This is a genomic window from Rhodanobacter sp. OK091, from assembly GCF_900142825.1.
Lineage (GTDB): Bacteria > Pseudomonadota > Gammaproteobacteria > Xanthomonadales > Rhodanobacteraceae > Rhodanobacter.
The window spans coordinates 442,801-460,281 of record NZ_FRCH01000001.1 but is presented as its reverse complement, the minus strand read 5'-3'; the positions used below and the strand labels follow the sequence as shown (position 1 = coordinate 460,281).

At 63.9% G+C, this 17,481-nt stretch carries 17 protein-coding genes; 10 read left to right on the top strand and 7 right to left on the bottom strand.

Annotated features, from left to right (window positions below; all coding sequences use genetic code 11):
- Positions 1-6 precede the first annotated feature (6 nt).
- A complete protein-coding gene (locus BUA26_RS02305; RefSeq protein ID WP_072757534.1) occupies positions 7-948 on the bottom strand; it encodes a proline racemase family protein in 942 nt (313 codons plus the stop codon).
- A gap of 148 nt (positions 949-1,096) precedes the next feature.
- On the opposite strand from BUA26_RS02305, the gene BUA26_RS02300 reads away from it, so the two are divergent.
- The gene (locus BUA26_RS02300; protein ID WP_072757533.1) at positions 1,097-1,837 is read left to right on the top strand and encodes an AraC family transcriptional regulator; all 741 of its coding nucleotides are present in this window, start codon (positions 1,097-1,099) and stop codon (positions 1,835-1,837) included.
- Positions 1,838-1,909: 72 nt separating this feature from the next.
- Here BUA26_RS02300 and BUA26_RS02295 read toward each other — a convergent pair whose 3' ends face one another.
- The 3 genes from BUA26_RS02295 to BUA26_RS02285 form a co-directional block, all read right to left on the bottom strand.
- Positions 1,910-2,269 (bottom strand): YXWGXW repeat-containing protein, encoded by a 360-nt coding sequence (locus tag BUA26_RS02295; protein WP_072757532.1) that lies wholly within the window; start codon positions 2,267-2,269, stop codon positions 1,910-1,912.
- Positions 2,270-2,368: 99 nt separating this feature from the next.
- Positions 2,369-2,707, bottom strand: a complete 339-nt coding sequence (locus tag BUA26_RS02290; protein ID WP_072757531.1) for a YXWGXW repeat-containing protein — start codon at positions 2,705-2,707, stop codon at positions 2,369-2,371.
- Positions 2,708-2,806: 99 nt separating this feature from the next.
- A complete protein-coding gene (locus BUA26_RS02285) occupies positions 2,807-3,604 on the bottom strand; it encodes a M48 family metallopeptidase (RefSeq protein ID WP_072757530.1) in 798 nt (265 codons plus the stop codon).
- A 104-nt stretch (positions 3,605-3,708) separates the two neighbouring features.
- Between BUA26_RS02285 and BUA26_RS02280 the strand changes: the two genes are divergently transcribed.
- The 5 genes from BUA26_RS02280 (at position 3,709) to BUA26_RS02260 (ending at position 9,798) form a co-directional block, all read left to right on the top strand.
- Positions 3,709-4,323: a TetR/AcrR family transcriptional regulator gene (locus BUA26_RS02280; RefSeq protein WP_072757529.1), complete on the top strand. Its 615-nt coding sequence runs from the start codon at positions 3,709-3,711 to the stop codon at positions 4,321-4,323.
- A gap of 11 nt (positions 4,324-4,334) precedes the next feature.
- Entirely contained in the window at positions 4,335-5,273 is a 939-nt protein-coding gene (locus BUA26_RS02275) for an alpha/beta hydrolase (protein WP_083572942.1), read from the top strand.
- A 260-nt stretch (positions 5,274-5,533) separates the two neighbouring features.
- The gene (locus BUA26_RS02270) at positions 5,534-9,103 is read left to right on the top strand and encodes a methylmalonyl-CoA mutase family protein (RefSeq protein WP_072757527.1); all 3,570 of its coding nucleotides are present in this window, start codon (positions 5,534-5,536) and stop codon (positions 9,101-9,103) included.
- A gap of 115 nt (positions 9,104-9,218) precedes the next feature.
- Positions 9,219-9,488: a DUF2442 domain-containing protein gene (locus BUA26_RS02265; RefSeq protein WP_072757526.1), complete on the top strand. Its 270-nt coding sequence runs from the start codon at positions 9,219-9,221 to the stop codon at positions 9,486-9,488.
- Between the two features lie 13 nt (positions 9,489-9,501).
- Positions 9,502-9,798: a HigA family addiction module antitoxin gene (locus BUA26_RS02260; RefSeq protein WP_072757525.1), complete on the top strand. Its 297-nt coding sequence runs from the start codon at positions 9,502-9,504 to the stop codon at positions 9,796-9,798.
- Between the two features lie 201 nt (positions 9,799-9,999).
- Here BUA26_RS02260 and BUA26_RS02255 read toward each other — a convergent pair whose 3' ends face one another.
- Positions 10,000-11,550 (bottom strand): XVIPCD domain-containing protein, encoded by a 1,551-nt coding sequence (locus tag BUA26_RS02255; protein ID WP_083572847.1) that lies wholly within the window; start codon positions 11,548-11,550, stop codon positions 10,000-10,002.
- A 26-nt stretch (positions 11,551-11,576) separates the two neighbouring features.
- Positions 11,577-12,020 (bottom strand): lysozyme inhibitor LprI family protein, encoded by a 444-nt coding sequence (locus tag BUA26_RS02250; RefSeq protein ID WP_072757522.1) that lies wholly within the window; start codon positions 12,018-12,020, stop codon positions 11,577-11,579.
- 191 nt (positions 12,021-12,211) lie between these two features.
- Between BUA26_RS02250 and BUA26_RS02245 the strand changes: the two genes are divergently transcribed.
- The 3 genes from BUA26_RS02245 to BUA26_RS02235 all read left to right on the top strand — a co-directional run bounded on the left by BUA26_RS02245 (position 12,212) and on the right by BUA26_RS02235 (position 13,519).
- Positions 12,212-12,484: a hypothetical protein gene (locus tag BUA26_RS02245; protein WP_143154151.1), complete on the top strand. Its 273-nt coding sequence runs from the start codon at positions 12,212-12,214 to the stop codon at positions 12,482-12,484.
- Between the two features lie 153 nt (positions 12,485-12,637).
- Entirely contained in the window at positions 12,638-13,228 is a 591-nt protein-coding gene (locus tag BUA26_RS02240) for a hypothetical protein (RefSeq protein WP_072757518.1), read from the top strand.
- Positions 13,229-13,315: 87 nt separating this feature from the next.
- Entirely contained in the window at positions 13,316-13,519 is a 204-nt protein-coding gene (locus BUA26_RS02235) for a hypothetical protein (protein WP_072757515.1), read from the top strand.
- 193 nt (positions 13,520-13,712) lie between these two features.
- On the opposite strand, the gene BUA26_RS02230 is transcribed toward BUA26_RS02235, so the two are convergent.
- A complete protein-coding gene (locus tag BUA26_RS02230; protein ID WP_072757513.1) occupies positions 13,713-16,043 on the bottom strand; it encodes an isoamylase in 2,331 nt (776 codons plus the stop codon).
- Between the two features lie 492 nt (positions 16,044-16,535).
- Here BUA26_RS02230 and BUA26_RS02225 point away from each other — a divergent pair, with 492 nt between their 5' ends.
- Complete coding sequence (locus BUA26_RS02225) at positions 16,536-17,480, top strand: RDD family protein (protein ID WP_072757510.1); 945 nt, start codon at positions 16,536-16,538, stop codon at positions 17,478-17,480.
- Position 17,481 lies beyond the last annotated feature (1 nt).

Genomic DNA, 17,481 nt, shown 5'->3' with positions numbered 1-17,481 from the left:
CCCGGCTCATTCCGCGCCGCTGCCCCAGGTGAACGGATCGGCTTCGTCGATCAGCAAGGTGGCCTGGGCCACCACATGGGCCGTGCCCGTAATGCGCGGCAGCACGCCGCGTGTTCCGGGCGTGTAAGAGCCTTCGAACACGCTGCCGAGGATGCTTTCCTGTCGCCACGTCTCGCCCACGGCAAGCTTGCCGTCGGCAGCAAGACAGGCCAGCTTGGCGCTGGTGCCCGTGCCGCAGGGCGAGCGGTCATAGGCCAGCCCGGGACACAGCACGAAGTTGCGCCCATCCATGCCCGGCGTGGGCGAGGCGGCGTTGATTTCGATATGGTCGATCTCGCCGCCGTCGGCGCCGGTGATGCCGGCCGCCTCCAGCGCGCGGCGGATCGCCTCGGTGTACTGGGTGAGTTCGCGCTGCCGGCGTATCTCCAGCGGCAGCGGCGTGTCCTTGGTGATGAAGAACCAGTTGCCGCCCCAGGCGACGTCGCCGTGCACGTTGCCGTAACCGGGGACGTCGATGCGGACATCTGCCGCATATCGATAACTTTCCACGTTGTCGACGGCGATGCGTCCGTCCTCGAACAGTTCCGTGCCGACCGTACCCACCGGCGTATCCAGCCGGTGCTTGCCGGGCGCGATCCGGCCCAGATAGGCCAGCGTGCGGATCACGCCGATGGTGCCGTGCCCGCACATGCCGAGATAGCCGACGTTGTTGAAGTAGATGGCCCCGGCGCAGGAGCCCTCGTGCTGCGGCGGCAGCAGCAAAGCGCCCACCACGGTGCTCGACCCCCGCGGTTCGCAGGCGATCGCGCTGCGCCATCGGTCGTAGCGGTCGCGGAAATGCCGGCGTTGATCGGCCAGCGTGCCGCCGCCCAGATCGGGGAAGCCGGCGATGACGACGCGGGTTGGCTCGCCGCCAGTATGCGAATCGATGACGTCTATGGTATCCATGGATCCATGTTCGCTTCGCGGCGGCCCAAGCGTCTAGGGATGCTTGCTGCCGGCGGATGCGGAATTCAGCACAATGGCGTTTCCGTGCGTGAGGGCCGTTCGGACACTGGCGATGGTGGACGTAGGCGGCTGCGTGGGAGACGAAAAAATGGGCGTGAAAATTTCAGCTGACGAGTTGCAAGTGTTGTTCGATGCGTTGCCGGACGTGGTGTTTTTCGTGAAGGATCATGCCGGACGCTATACGCATGCCAATCTCACCCTGGTGCGCCGGTTAGGGCTCAAGCGCCGCGAGGAAGTGATCGGCCACAGCGTGACGGAATTGTTCCCGACCGCGCTGAGCAGTTCCTATGCTTCGCAGGATAAGCGGGTACTGGCGGGCGAGGTGATCGAGAACCAGCTCGAGGTGCACATCTTTTCCAACCGCTCGCCCGGGTGGTGCCTGACCTGCAAGCGGCCGCTGGAGATACGCGGAAAAGTCGGCGGCGTCGTCGGCATATCGCGCGACCTGGGTCAGCCCGACGGCCGTCATCCGACCTATGTGCGCCTGCGCCGTGTCATCGCCCATCTGCAGGAGCATTACGCGGACAGCGTGCGCGTGCAGACCTTGGCCGATCTGGCCGATCTCTCGGTGGCGCAGCTGGAGCGGCATTTCCGCCGCGTGTTCCAGCTCACCCCGCAGCAGGTGCTGACCAAGTTGCGCATCGAGGCCGCCATGCGGCTGCTGCGGGGCGAAGACAGCGTGGCGGCTATCGGCCTGGCCTGCGGCTTTGCCGATCAGAGTGCGTTTGCCCGCCAGTTCAAGGCGACGGTGGGCATGACGCCCCGCGACTATCGGGCCATGGTCGCCGCGCAGGCCGAGAAGAGAGAGTCCGGGGCAACTTCCTTGTGAGTCATGCGCACCATCGCACAAGCAAACGCCCCGGCTGGCGGGGCGTTTGCTTGCGTATCGACCAGGACTGTTTCAGCCGGCGATCCAGATGCCCGCGCGCCAGTGCCAGCCATCGCCGCGCTGTTCCCAATGCGGATGCGAGTAGTGATAACCGCGCCGTTCGGGCTCCCAGTGGCCGCGCTCCATCACGTAGTCGCGGCCGTTCCAGCGCCAGTAGCTGCGCGCCCAGATGTAGCCGGGCCGGGGCTCTACCTGTTCCACAACGACCGGCGGCGGTGGCCGTGGTGCGACCACTTCCACATATTCGCGCTCCACCACGGGGCGCTCGACGACGACCGGGCGCTGGCGGTGGACGGGTTCTTCCACCACACAGCCGCTGGCCAGGGCGGTCGCGGCGACGAGGGAAGCGAGGGCAACAAGACGAATGGACATGGTCTATTCCGGATCGGGTTGATGGGGAAGTTGCGTTGTTGATGTCACTCGGAGCAAAAGCCGCTGCGGCAGCCGTCGATCACTCATGGGCCGCCGCGTTCAGCGGCCCCAATAGCCCTCATGGAAACGCCAGCCGCGATGGCCGTGCACCCAGTAAGCCGGGCGATAGCGATAGCCGGGACGGGCGCGCACCCAGTAGCCGCCCGCCCACACGTGGCGACGGCCATCCCAGCGCCAGTAACCCGGAGCCCAGACGTAGCCGACACGCGGCGGCGGTACGCGTTCGAAGCGCGGCGGCGGCGGTCCGACCCGGATGCCTACGCCAACCGACACCTGTGCGGCGGCGGGCGGCGCGTAGGTCGCGCCCGCGAAGAAGCTAAGGCCGAGTCCTGCGAGCAGGGCCAGCTTGAGTGATCGGTTCACGGTGCTCTCCTTCATCGCCGCGTGGCGCGGCATGCAGGACGGAGAACGACGGACCGCGCACTCAGTTGACGACGAGCGCCGGCCCGTTCAGCCGGCGATTACCTCGGTACCCGTCTACAGCCGGCAGTCCGGCGCCCGGCCGTGGCTGCGCGCTTGCTGATACACCGGCAGCAACTGCTGCGCCTGCTGGTTCAGCGCCTGCGCACGATTGCCGGAAGACGGATGAGTGGACAGGAATGCCGGTGGCTTGCTGCCGCCTTGCGCGCCCATCTTGTCCCACAGTGTCACGGCCGCGCGCGGATCGAAGCCGGCCTGCGCCATATAGCGCTGGCCCAGCGTGTCGGCCTCGCTTTCCTGCGTGCGCGAGAACGGCAGCAGGATGCCCACTTCCGCACCCAGGCCCAGCGCCGCAGCGGCATAGCCGGCATTGGTGCCGCGGCTGCCGGCGTAGATAGTGCCTGCCGCCACCGCCGCCTGGGTGGCCATGTTGTCGGACACGCGCTCGGCGCCGTGCCGTGCCACCACGTGCGACAACTCATGCCCCAGCACCGTCGCCAACTGGTCTTGATCGGTGGCGACCTTGAACATGCCCTTGTTCACGCCGATGCGGCCGCCGGGCAGGGCGAAGGCATTGGCGCTGTCGTCGCCGATGATCTGCACCTCCCACGACTGGGTGTTCCACGGGGCAGGCAGTACCGCAATCAATGCGTTGGCCACGCAGGTCGCGTAGGCGCGTTCGCGCGGTGCGTCGACGAATTTGCCCTGTTTACGCATGTCGTTGAACGCGGTCAGGCCCATCTGGTTCATCTGGCTGTCCGGCACCATCATCAACTGCGATCGGCCGGTGGGTGAGGTGACACAGCTGCCCAGCAGCGTGGCGGCCAGCGATACGAGCAGATGCCGATAGTTCATGGGTGCGGTCCTCGCGGAGGTGATCGGGACGTGAGCATACCCGCAAGAAATCACGTTGAGGATGGGTGATGAAATGTACGAACGGTCGTGCTATTTTGTCGACCATGACGACAGAAATCGCCCCAGCCATCCCTTCCGGCAAGCGCGCTTCCACCCGCGACCTGATCCTCGACCACGCCTATGCGCTGGCGCGCCATGACGGGCTGGAAGGCTTGTCGATCGGCACATTGGCGGCGGATGTGGGCATGTCCAAGAGCGGCGTGTTCGCCCATTTCGGCTCCCGCGAAGAACTGCAGCTGGCCGTGCTCGATGCCGGCTCGCGCCGGTTCATGGCCAAGGTGCTGCTGCCCGCGCTGAAACATCCGCGCGGCCTGCCGCGCCTGCGCGCCATCGTGGCGAACTGGTTCGAATGGGGCCGCGAGCATCAGAGCGGCTGCGTGCTGCTGTCCGCCGCCAGCGAATACGACGGCCGCGACGGCGCGCTGCACGACGGCGTGGTGCAGCAGCAATCCGGTTGGCGCGGCGAGCTGCAGAAGGCGATCGGGCAAGCCGTGCAGGAAGGCCATCTGCACGCCGATACCGACGTCGAGCAGCTCGCTTTCGAGATCTACGCCTTGATGCTCGGCCTGCACCACGACGCCGGGCTGTTCGGATTCGACGAAGCCGGCCGCCTCACCACGGCGGCCTTCGAGCGCCTGTGGCGCAGCTGGAAACCCTGAGGAAACCTCCCATGTCCTCCAAATCCCCCACCACGATGAATCACCCCGGCCCCGGACTCGCCGCGCGCCTCAAGCTGGGCAGCGTGCGTGCCGGCTTCGCGCTGGGCGGCCGGCTGGCGCCCGCGCGCACCGTGAATCGTGCTGCGCGCCTGTTCGCCACCCCGTTCGCCAGCAGCCGCAGCCGCGCGCAGGCGGTGCAGGGCGATGCCGAGATGCGGCGCGGCGAGTTGCGGGTGAACGGCGAGACCATCGCCACCTACGTGTGGGGCGATCCTTCGACGCAACCTTATGCCTTGCTGGCGCACGGCTGGTCCAGCTTCGGCCTGCGCTTCCTGCCGTGGGTGGCGAAGTTGCGGGCGCTGGGTTACGCCGTGGTCACGTTCGACCAGCCCGGTCACGGCCACAGCAGCGGCAAGCTGTGCACGCTGCCGGAATTCACCGCGACGATACGCGCGATAGGCCGGCACTACGGCGACGCCGCACTCGCGATCGGCCACTCGCTCGGCGGCGCCGCAGTGACGCTGGCGCAGGACGAGGACTGGCGCGCCCGCAAGCTGATCCTGGTCGCGCCCGCCGCCGACATGGCCGCGGCGGCCGGTCGCTTCTTCCGCTTCGTAAGGCTGGGCGAATACCTGCGCCAGCCGTTCTACGCCTGGCTGCTGCGCCGCACCGGCGTCAGCATCGAGCAGTTGCAAGTACACCGTCATCTGCCCGCACTCAGCCAGCCCGCACTGATCGTGCATGACCTCGACGACGCGGACGTGCCATGGGGCGAGGGCGAACGCTACGCCCAGTTCTGGCCTGGCGCACGGCTGTTCACCACGCAAGGGCTAGGCCATCGGCGCGTGCTCGATGCCCCCGAAGTGATCGAGGCGGCGCTGGCTTTCCTGCGCGGCGAGCAAGTCGGCACCCGAGTAGTCGGCAGCCCGAATCTGTCGCTCTGCATGTAGGTTTTCCTTCCTGTTTCCCTTCTTCCTTGGGAACTTCAGGGAATATTGCCGTCATCCCGGCGAAGGCCGGGATCGCTTCTGAAGGACGAAGGAAGAGCGATCCCGGCCTTCGCCGGGATGACGGGTGGTGGGCCTTCGCCGGGATGACGTGGTGGTAGGCCATGGGCGCGCAGTTCTTTAGCAGGGTAAGGCTCAAAACTCCGCACTCCCCGGCGATCAACTAGAATCGTGAAGTTCAAGCACACGATGTCGGAGTTGCCATGAGTTCCCCCGCCAAGCACGTCCCCGCCGGCGCCACGCAGGCTGAAGCCACGCCGCTGCGCTTCGTTACCGCCGCCAGCCTGTTCGATGGCCACGATGCGGCGATCAACATCATGCGGCGCATCATCCAGTCGCAAGGTGCGGAGGTGATCCATCTCGGCCACAACCGCTCGGTGGAAGACGTGGTGCGTGCGGCGCTGCAGGAGGACGCCGACGCGATCGCGCTGTCGTCCTACCAGGGCGGCCACGTCGAGTACTTCAAGTACATGGTCGACATGCTGCGCGAGCGCGGCGCCGGCCACATCCGCGTGTTCGGCGGCGGCGGCGGCACCATCACGCCGGAAGAAATCAAGGAGCTGCAGGCCTACGGCGTCGAGCGCATCTACCACCCCAACGACGGCATGAAGCTCGGCCTCACCGAGATGATCGAGGACGTGATGCATCGCGCCGGCAACGCTGCCGCGAAGCGCGCGGAATCCGAGGCCCATGCGTTGCCCAAGGTCGACATCGACGACGAGATCTCGATCGGCCACATGCTCTCGGCGATCGAGGAAGGCAAGCTCACCGACGCCGAGCTCGAGCATCAGCGCAAGCAGTGGAAGCTCGCCGGCAAGCACACGCCCGTGCTCGGCCTCACCGGTACCGGCGGCGCCGGCAAATCGTCGGTGGTGGACGAACTGCTGCTGCGCTTCCTGCACGCGTTCCCCAAGATGCGCATCGCCGTGCTCGCGGTCGATCCCACCCGCCGCCGCTCCGGTGGCGCGTTGCTGGGCGACCGCATCCGCATGAATTCGCTGCGCAGCCATCGCGTCTACATGCGCTCGATGGCCACGCGCCGCCAGCACGCCGCCACCAGCATCGTGCTGCACGACTGCATCGATTTCCTGAAGAGCCAGCCGTACGACCTCGTCATCGTCGAAACCGCCGGCATCGGCCAGAGCGATTCGGAGATCGTCGACCTGGTCGACTTCCCGGTCTACGTGATGACCAGCGAATACGGCGCCGCCAGCCAGCTCGAGAAGATCGACATGATCGACTACGCCGAGCTCGTGGTGCTCAACAAGTTCGACAAGCGTGGCGCCGAAGACGCGTTGCGCGACGTGCGCAAGCAGTGGAAGCGCAACCGCACTGCGTTCGCCCTGAAAGGCGAAGACGTGCCGGTGTATCCCACCATCGCCAGCCAGTTCAACGATCCGGGCGTGACCTGGATGTTCTCGAACCTGTGCCGCCTGATGCGCGACAAGCTCAAGCTGCCGACGGAGAAGTGGTCGCCGCAGCTCGACACCACCTTGAAGTCGCCGCGCGCCACCGTGCTCATCCCCGGCAGCCGCGTGCGCTACCTCGCCGAAATCGCCGAGCAAGGCCGCAGCATCAATCGCAGCATCGAGACCCAGGCCGAGTTCGCCAGCAAGGCGCAGCACTATTACGAGTCGCTGAAAGAGCTGGGCGATCCGCAGCTGCCGCGTGCGCTGGAGCTGTACCGCAACGCCGACCTGCATCCCTCTCCCTCCGGGAGAGGGACCGAGGGTGAGGGTTCGTCCGGAGCAGGCAGCTCCACGCAAGCCCCGAACCCTCACCCCCAACCCCTCTCCCAAGGGGAGAGGGGAGAAACCGTCGACCGCTCCTTGCTCCTCCTCCGCCAGCGCTACAACGCCGCCCTCAAAGAACTCAGCCACGAAGCCATCCACCAGTTGCGCGAGTGGCCGGCGCTGTACAAGTCGGTCACGGCCGACGTCAACGAATACAAGGTGCGCGACAAGGTCATCCGCGTCGACAACTACCGCGACTCGCTCAGCCACCAGAAAATTCCGAAAGTAGCGCCGCCGAAGTCGAAGGACTGGGGCGAGCTGGTCAGCTTCCTGGGCCGCGAGAACCTGCCGGGCCATTACCCGTATACCGGCGGCGTGTATCCGTACCGCCGCAGCGGCGAGGATCCCACTCGCATGTTCGCCGGCGAGGGCACGCCCGAGCGCACCAACCGCCGCTTCCATTACCTCAGCCAGGGCGGCGCCGCCACGCGCCTGTCCACCGCGTTCGACTCCGTCACGCTGTACGGCGAAGACCCCGCGCCGCGGCCGGACATCTACGGCAAGATCGGCAACTCCGGCGTCAACATCGCCACGCTCGATGACATGAAGAAGCTGTACTCCGGCTTCGACCTCAGCGCGCCCAGCACCTCCGTCTCCATGACCATCAACGGCCCCGCGCCGATGATCCTGGCGATGTTCATGAACACCGCGATCGACCAGAACGTCGAAAAGTACCTGCGCGAAGATGAAGCCCGCTGGGCCGCCGCCGAAAAGAAGATCGCCGCGATCTACCAGAACGTACCGCGCCCGCAGTACCACGGCGAGCTGCCCAAGGGTAACGAGGGTCTGGGCTTGGGCTTGCTCGGCGTCTCCGGCGACGAGCTGGTCGATGCGGAAACCTACGCGCGCATCAAGCAGTACACCTTGCAGAACGTGCGCGGCACCGTGCAGGCCGACATCTTCAAAGAAGACCAGGCGCAAAACACCTGCATCTTCAGCACCGAATTCGCGCTGCGCATGATGGGCGACATCCAGCAGTACTTCGTCGACAACAAGGTGCGCAACTTCTACTCGGTGTCCATCTCCGGTTATCACATCGCCGAAGCGGGCGCCAACCCGATCAGCCAGCTCGCCTTCACCCTCAGCAACGGCTTCACCATCGTCGAGTACTACCTCGCGCGCGGCATGAGCGTGGACGACTTCGCGCCCAACCTCAGCTTCTTCTTCTCCAACGGCATGGACCCGGAATACACCGTCATCGGCCGCGTCGCCCGCCGCATCTGGGCCCGCGCCATGCGCGAGCGCTACGGTGCCAGCGCGCGCAGCCAGATGATGAAGTACCACATCCAGACCAGCGGCCGTTCGCTGCACGCGCAAGAGATCCAGTTCAACGACATCCGCACCACCTTGCAGGCGATGTACGCGCTGTTCGACAACTGCAACAGCTTGCACACCAACGCCTACGACGAAGCGATCACCACGCCCACCGAAGAAAGCGTGCGCCGTGCCGTGGCGATCCAGATGATCATCAACAAGGAGCTCGGCCTCAACTTCAACGAAAACCCGTGGCAGGGCAGCTACGTCGTCGACGTGCTCACCGACCTGGTCGAAGAAGCCGTGTACAAGGAGTTCGAGGCGATCAGCGAGCGCGGCGGCGTGCTCGGCGCGATGGACACCATGTACCAGCGCGGCAAGATCCAGGAAGAGTCGATGTACTACGAGCACAAGAAGCACGACGGCTCGCTGCCACTGATCGGCGTCAACACCTTCCTGCCGAAAGACCACGGCGGCGAAATCGCCACCGAGATCGAGCTGATCCGCTCCACCGAAGAAGAGAAGGGCCAGCAGATCGCCAACGTGAAGCGCTACGGCGAAGCACGCAACGCGCTGATGTCAGACAGCCTCAAAGTGCTGCAGCAGACGGCGCGCGACCGCCGCAACGTGTTCGAGCAACTGATCGAGGCGGTGAAGTACAACTCGCTGGGTCAGATCTCGCACGCGTTGTACGACGTGGGTGGCGAATACCGCCGCAACATGTAACCGCGGTCTGAAACCCTCTCCCCTGTGGCGACCGAAGGAAGTCCCCCTGCGGGTGGAGAGGGTAGGGTGAGGGGCGGGTGCTCGCGGAAGGCTTCAACGCCAGGTGGAGTAGACAATGATTAAGCTGAAATCGACCGAGTCGAAAGATGGCTACCGATTGCTCCTGCATTTCTCTGACAACACCTGCGGGACGTACGACTTCACGCCCTTCATCGAGGCGGCCACGGAGATGACCACCCCATTGAGCGATCCACCATTCTTCTCGCGCTACTTCATCGAGCTTGGCGCGCTGGCGTGGCCCAATGGATTCGATCTGAGCGCCGAATCATTGCATCGACGCCTGCAGGAATCCGGTGGCTTGCGGAACAACGCCGAAGCGGCGTGAGCAAAGAGACGATATGAGCAAGAGCTCGCTGTCCAATCCACATCCCGGTGAAGTGTTGCTCGAGGAGTTCCTCGCTCCCATGGGCATCAGCCAGAACGCGCTGGCGCGCGCCGCAGGTGTGCCACCGCGCCGTATCAACGAGATCGTGCTCGGCAAGCGCGGTGTCACCGCGGATACGGCTGTGCGCCTGGCCGCCGCTCTGGGTACCAGTGAGCGATTCTGGCTCGGCCTGCAGGCGGATTACGATCTGGAAGAGGCACATCGTGTGCTGGGCAAGGCCGTTGGAAAAATCGAGCGGCTTGCCGCGTAAGCCGTTGCTCGAAGCGGTGTACGACTCGCTGGAGCAGATTTCGCACGCGCTGTATGACGTCGTCGGCGACGCCGTAACCTGTAAGTAGCCCGCATCGCCCCCTCTCCCTCGGCTCAGCCGGGGGAGAGGGCTGGGGTGAGGGGCACTCTTCGCATTACGCATCAACACGAAATCCGCCGCGCCCGACAGCTGTGGAGACCTCTACAGTGAGCGCTGCATCACCGGCTGATCCACCTGCGGGTTTTGCATCTGTTGCATGGGCGGCGTGGTCTGGGTCGGGGCAGGTTGTTGAATATCCTGCGGCCACTGGACGCTGCTTTGCGCGACGGGCGTAGCGATTGCCTGGGCCACGTTGATGTCGGTGTAGCGCTTGAACAGGGAGTTCGTGTCGCCCTGTACGGCGTAAGCACGGCTGGCATCATCGCTCAGCACCACATGGTCGATCCGGTTCAGGCCGTTGCCATGGGCGGCGACGGCCAGTGCCGCCGCGAGGTTGCCGCTGTGCTGGTCCGGTGTGCGCCCCTGTTGCGCATCCAGGCGATGCACGGCATCCAGTGCCTGTCGGTACATCCCGTGGCCGGGGTGTGTGGCGTCGACGAGATTCGGCTGCGGCGGCTGCACGGCCATCCGCAAGGCGTTCAGCGTCTTCGGGCCGGCGATCCCATCGGGCGTCATGTGATGCGCATGCTGGAATTTCTCGACTGCTGCCTTCGTGCCAGGGCCGAAGTCGCCGTCCGGATGCAATGCGCGGCCGTGCGCGTCGGTGAAGCCCAGCTTGGCGAGATCGGTCTGCAAGCCAATGACCTTGTCGCCGTGCGAGCCTAGGCGCAATGAACCATGCTCGCCCGGCGTGTGGGCGCGGCCCCCCTGGCCGATCGCTTTCAGGGCTTCCTTGATGTCCGGGTCGCTTGCGGACTTCGAGGGATCGAAATTCGCATCGCCTACCTTGGCATGTGCGCGGTCGAGAGCGGCCGCTTTCTCCGGATCCTTATAGGCGTTCTTGTACTGCTCGGCCAAGGCGGCGGCCTTCGGTCCATCGTAGTAAGCGTAGGTGCCCTTGATCTGGTTGGCCTTGGCTAGTACGTCTTCGTAGTTTCCGCCGTCCTTCAGCACCTTCTCGAACTTCACCATCTGTGACGGGATCTGATTCTCCGTCTTCGCCAGAATGGCAACGGTTTCCAGGCGGCGATCTTCCGGAATGTTCGTTCCGTACGTGTCCAGCATGTTCACGGCCGACTGTGTCGCCTGCTTGATCTGCGGATAATCGATGTTCTTGTGGATCCACTTCTGGCCGTCATCGGACGATGCCCAAGCGTTGATACTGTCGCGCGTGTCCTTATCGATGAAAGTGAGGGTGGTTCGGCCGTGTTCGCCATTGCCGTGCGTCAGCAGGTCAGTGCGAAGTTGCGCCGTGTCCTGGGTGAACTTCAGGTCGTGATCTTTCGCATACTTGGTTGCCTGATCGATGATGCCGTCCACATAAGTGGTCTCGCCCGGCTTCAGGGCGGCGCCGTCGGTTGCACCGAGCGACCATGTTCCGCGTTGGCCCAGATCGACCTGGATGGTGCCGAGCGAATAGCCGCTGTTCGCCACGATTTTATCTGCGTTACCCCAGTGGGGATCGGAAGTGCCGGTGGTAACGCCTGCAATGGATAGGTGATACGAAGACGGGCCGCCTTCAGTGCCGCGACCCACTACGAAGTAGGTGGCGCCAGCAAGCGAGTCGACATCATGTGTATTGAGACCAGGCATGGTTTCGTCCTTGAAGAAGAATGTGGTTACTTGTCGTTCGCGACGGACAGGTACTTGTCTAATGCGTTGGCGCGTTCACAAAGCCGGAAAATCTCGTTCTGCGTTAACTGCAGGTCGTCGACAGTTTCATCGCCGTAGAGCAGGTTCTGGAAAGTGCCATCCTCATTCTGGAACTTGAGCCAGGCGCGTTCGGCGCTGATCAGTTGATCCTTCGCCTTGCCATGGAGCTTGCCGAGCAGCGCCTTGTAGGTGGTGTTGAGCCGCGCGTCCTGCGCGGTCTTCTCCGTAGACAGACACGCGCCGAGAGCGACGGTGTCGGAGCCGGCCTTGTCGATGCACGTATAGAACGCGGTCGTGATGCCTTTCGGTGCATTGCGCTGGATGACTTGCCTCGTACTGTCGGCGGCGACTGCGGCAGCGCCGTAGACGAGTAGGGCGAGGCTGACGGCGAGCGTCCTTGCTGTTTTCATGATGGTGCTCCTGATCGTAGATTTCTTGCCGCAAGATCGACGCAACCTGTTGCAAGCTGGAAGGGAGGCATGCGAACTCCTTGAAAGATGTACCGGAAATCCTTTGCCGTAAAGCTTAGCATCGTCACTCGGCGACAGAATGTGAGCATGCCCGGGAAATGGCGTGGGGGAATGGCGCGATGGCGATCCAGGTGATCATCAACATCGAGCCGGCTCATTTGTCGCCTCCTGATGATTCCTACGGCAAGAAAAATGAACCCGACCCTTTGCGCAAAATAGTCGTCCCTGGTTTCGGCGAGGCGCGCAATGCTCTGATGTCAGACAGCCTCAAAGTGCTGCAGCAGACGGCGCGCGACCGGCGCAACGTGTTCGAGCAACTGATCGAGGCAGTGAAGTACAACTCGCTGGGGCAGATCTCGCACGCGTTGTACGACGTCGGCGGCGAATACCGCCGCAACATGTAAAGACGCTCCATCTGGCCGAACGAAAACACCCGCCATGTGCGGGCGTTTTCTGTTGAGTGCCGTACGCAAGTCCCGTCCGCATGCCTAACGCAAGGCCGGTTTGCATGCGCTGCGCGAATGTTGCCTAATTCCCCGGTCGCATCAGGGGGTGACATGGAGATCAGGCAGAAGCGCGGGGCTCACAGCACGCAATATGTATTCCACGACGACCGCGTGGACTATGCATGGAAGGACGGTACCGGAAGCCGTAGCTTCTCTGTGCCATACACCGATATCAGCCAGGACCGGCAGACGCTGTCCGAACGGCAGACGTGGTTTCGCAATGCCGGCTTGCTCTGGATGCTCTTTGGCGCCGTCTTTATGGTCGCCAGTTGGTCCACCGGCATCGAGCGCGGAGGGTTCTGGTTTCTCATCGGCGTCATCTGCTACGCCGTGTACCACTTCAACGTCACGCGATACGTGATCCTGCCATCCGACAAGGGCAACCTTCTGGTGCTCGACAACGACGACGGAAAGCGCATCGTCGGCGAGATCGAGCGGCGCCGAGCCGCTATGTTACGCGCCGAATACGACTTCTTCCCCGAAGGAGATTCCCCCGAAAGGCTTCGCAGCCGCTTCGACTGGCTGCGCCGCGAGGGCGCGCTATCCGACGAGGAGCACGAGCAGCGCCTGGCGACTGTGGAGCGGATGGAGCAGAGCGTGTTGCCTGAGGCGGTAGCCGAGACGGGGCGATTGTTGCATTAGGGGACGGAACTCGAACAAGGGCTTCAGAGACGTTTCCTTGGCGGTATAAATGTCTCCGAGCCTTTTTCCCAGGCATGAAAACCTCGCATGAGTGACTTGCCGAAATCGCCGTCGACCGAAGAGAAAGTCGCCAGCCAGCCGCTCGTCAGTGGCGATGTGCTGGGTGTGGTGCTGCCGGGCAGAGGCGATCTATCGGACTGGGTGGAGTTGATGGAGATCGTCGAGGCGTTGTGTCCCGTGTGGCCGGTGAGGGAGTGGCCGCTGGCGCGGGAATACACATTCAAGCTTTGAAGGACGCCTAGCTGACTGGAGAGCTAGCTCCGAAGGAACGCGCTCTGACCCGCTTTGATCGGCGCATACGGCCGCCACAGCTCGTCCATCCGCGTGGACCCTCCCCCCGATGGCGACCGAAGGGAGTCCCCTTGTGGGTGGAGAGGGCAGGGTAAGGGAGGGGGCGCGCTCGCGACGCCCCCTCTTCACCGACCTACTTCGAAATCAACAGCAGCACAGACTGCCCGCACTGGCTGTAATTGGTGCCCGCGCCACCGATAAGAGCTTCGTTGCCTGGCGTGACGAAGGTGTTGGGGCCGTCGTTCCAGTTGCAGGTGTCGGTTACGCGATACCAGTTGGTGCCGGTGGGTGGCGCCGGCAAAGTGAAATTGACGCTGCCCGACCAGCCGTTATAGGCGATGTACATCGAGTTCGCGTCGCCCAGGGAAGAGCCATTGACGGTATAGGCGATCGCGTAATTGCTGGTGTTGTTCCAGTAGCTGCTGGTGGCGACCGCGCCGCTCGGCTGGTACCACACGACCTGGCTGGAGGTGTACCAGGTGGCCGGGCGCAGCGCCGGATGCGCCTTGCGGAAAGCGATGAGCCGCTGGGCGAAGTTGTAGAAGTTCGACTGGTCGGTGCTCCAGCTGTAGTTGAGCCAGTTGGCGCTCGAGTCGAGGTTGTACGCGTTGTTGTTGCATTGAAGCGAGCGCAGGTATTCGTCGCCGCCTTGCATCAGCGGCGTGCCGGCCGACAGCATTTCGAAGGCCATGCCGGTGCGTGCCGCGCGGCGCTGGTCGAAGGCCGTTCCCGTACCCACCGACATGCCCTGGTCCCAGCTGTAGTTGGTGCTGGTGCCGCCGTCGGACGGGCCGTAGGGCCAGGCTTGGTTGTTGCTGGAGCCATTGCAGGCATAGACGTCCTTCAGCGTCATGCCGTCATGCACGTCGATAAAGTTGGTGGAGTTCCACGGCGAGCGGCCGCTAGCCTGGAACAGGTTGGACGAGCCGGAGAAGTCGTTCGCATCCTGGGTGATGTAGATCGTCATGCTGCCCAGCTCGTTCTGCGCCTGGCGCATGCTGTCGCGGAAGACGCCGTTCCATTCGGACCAGCCTTTCGGAAACCCGCCCAGCTGATACGAATTGCCGCCGATCGCCCAGGGTTCGGCGTACAGATCCAGCCCGCTGCCACCCGTTGCCGGGCGCACGGTGAACTCGCTGAGGATGCGGTTGATCGCGACATTCGGATCGGCGGCGTCGAAGTTGTATCCGCCGTTCGGGCAGTTCGGCGCGGCGGATTGGTAGCTGCCATTCAAGCAGCTGTTGCCCAGCACCGAGGCGAGGTCGAAACGGAAACCGTCGATACCCATGGTGTTGGTCCAGTAGGCCAGCGAGTCGACGATCAGGTTCTGCGCCACGGGGCTGTAGGTGTTGTAGTTGGCGCCGACGCCGGTGTTGTCGTAGTAGTACTGGTTGCCCGAGGTGAGTTCGTAATACGTCGTGTTGTCCAGGCCGCGCCAGGAATAGATCGTCGCCGTGGTGGGGTCGTTGCTGGTCCACGTGCCGCCTTCGCCGGTGTGGTTGTAGACAACGTCCATGTAGACCTTGATGCCGGCGTTGTGGAACGCCTGCACCATCGCCTGGAACTCGGCGGTCGGGCCGCCCGCCGCCTTGTTGTACGCATAGTGGCGGTCCGGCGCGAAGTAGTCCTCGGTCATGTAGCCCCAGTAGTTCTGGTTCGCATCCGAATTCGGCACCACGTCGTTCGCATCGTTCTGCGTTTCCTGCACGGGCAGAAACTCCACCGCAGTGACGCCCAGGCTGGCCAGGTGGCTGGCCTTGAGTCCGGCACCGTAATACGTGCCCTGGTACTGCGTGGGGATGCTCGGGTCCTGCTTGGTCAGGCCACGCACATTCACCTCGTAGATCACATCGTCCTTCTGCGCACGGGTCGGCTTGGTGCCGGTGCCTTGGCCGCTGGCCGACAGCACGATGCCCTTCGGTGCGTAGGTGCCGCTGTCGATGGTGCGGTAACTGGTACCCGACGCAAACACATTGCCGTTCTGGTTCGATGCATTGAGCGGATCCTGGCTCATTTCCTGCGCATAGGGATCCAGCAGCAGCTTGTTCGGATTGAAGCGGTTGCCGCTGGCGTCGACATCCGACATGAAGCCCGCCGCCGAACCTTTCCCCCAGCTCGCGTTATACGGCCAGTTCGGGCCCCAGGCGCGATAGCCGTAATAGACCGCGCCGGTAATGCCGGCGGCCTGGATCGAAGACACCGGCACCGTCACCGCCCACACACCGCTGCCCACCGGACTCAGCACGTAGGTCGCGGAATCCTGCACGCCGTAACCGCTCGCATACAGGTAGACCACCATGCGGGTGGCCTGGGACGAATACACCCGGAAGGTGATGCTGGTCTTCTGGGCGTTGTAGCTCGCGCCGAGGCTCATGCTGTTGATGGCTGCATGGGCGGGCGTGATCGGGGCGGCGGTGAGGCTGGCGATGGCCAGCAACACGGCAAGGATCTTCGAACATTTCATTCGGGTCTGCCTCCATCCTGTTTCGTTGATGATCAGGTGCAACAGAGCGACGTAACGAGTGCCATCCCTGGAACGGTCAGGTGTGCCCTGACGACCTGCGGTTGCCGCGGTGATGTTCGACGCCGACATGCGTGGCATGTCGTCGAATGCGATAAGTGATGTGGCAGCCCCTGCATCGCATGGTAGGTAGCATCGCAATGCAGCAACCAGCGGCTGCATACGTATTCATTGGAATGGGCTGCACGTATTCGTGTTGCTGCATCGCGCTGCGTGCGTCGGCGGGTGGCATGCATGCCACCGGAATCCGCTCGGCCCCCTCTCCCCCGGCCCCGCCGGGGGAGAGGGCTGGGGTGAGGGGCGCTCTTCCGCGAGATGGCGCCGATGCGGACGAAGGGTTGAGCTTCAGCGCAAGGCCGCTGCCCCCTTTGCCGCAGCGCACCTCGCCCCCCGATCATTCTTGCGTCAAGATGTCCCGACTTCAGGGGGAAGTACATGGACGCTTTGCAAGGGGAAGTGCCGGATCGGAAGATCGCCGGCTTCTGGCGCCGCCTAGGCGCTTTCGTGATCGACTTCATGCTGCTCGGCATCGCCGGCCTGATCCTGGGCACGCTGTTTTTCGATCCATTCGCACGCATGGGGGCTTATGCGCGGCTGATCGGGTTTGCGATCGCGCTGGCTTATTTCGGGCTCTTCAACAGCCGCATCGGGGGCGGGCAGACGCTGGGCAAACGCTGGCTCGGCGTGCGTGTCGTCGATGCCCACGACCAGTTGCTGTCCTTGCCGCGCTCGCTGCTGCGCTACGCGGTGCTGGGGATTCCGTTCTTCGCCAACGGCCTGCCGATCGATTCGACGCCGGGCATGTCGACGCCGCTGGGCTACTTGCTCGCCCTCATCGTACTCGGTGGGATCCTCGTGATCGTCTATCTCTATATCTTCAACCGCCGCACGCGGCAGTCCCTGCACGATCTGGTGGTGGGCTCCTACGTGGAGCGTTTCGATGGCGCGGCGCGATCCGTGCCGTTTCCCGTCATGTGGCGTGGGCATATCGCCGTGGCGGCTCTGCTCGCTGCCTTCGCCTTGAGCGCGCCAGCCATAGCGATCCGATTATTCGCGCAGACCCAGGCTTTCGCGGGCATGCTGCCGCTGTACCAGACGTTGTCGACCCAACCCCACGTGATGACGGCGCAAGTCGTACGCGGGTGGTCGTCCTTCAATGGCAACGTCACGCACTCCCTGCAGTCATCGCTGCGGCTGGATGCGCCCATGACCGAAGACAGCGACATGGCCAAGCGCATCGCGCAGCTGATGGCGCAAGCCGACCCGAACATCGCCAACGAGGATGCCATCGTGGTGACGCTGGTCTACGGCTACGACATGGGCATCGCTCGGGGATGGAAGAAGCATGGGTATTCGTTTAGGCCGGGGGAGCTGCAGTAAG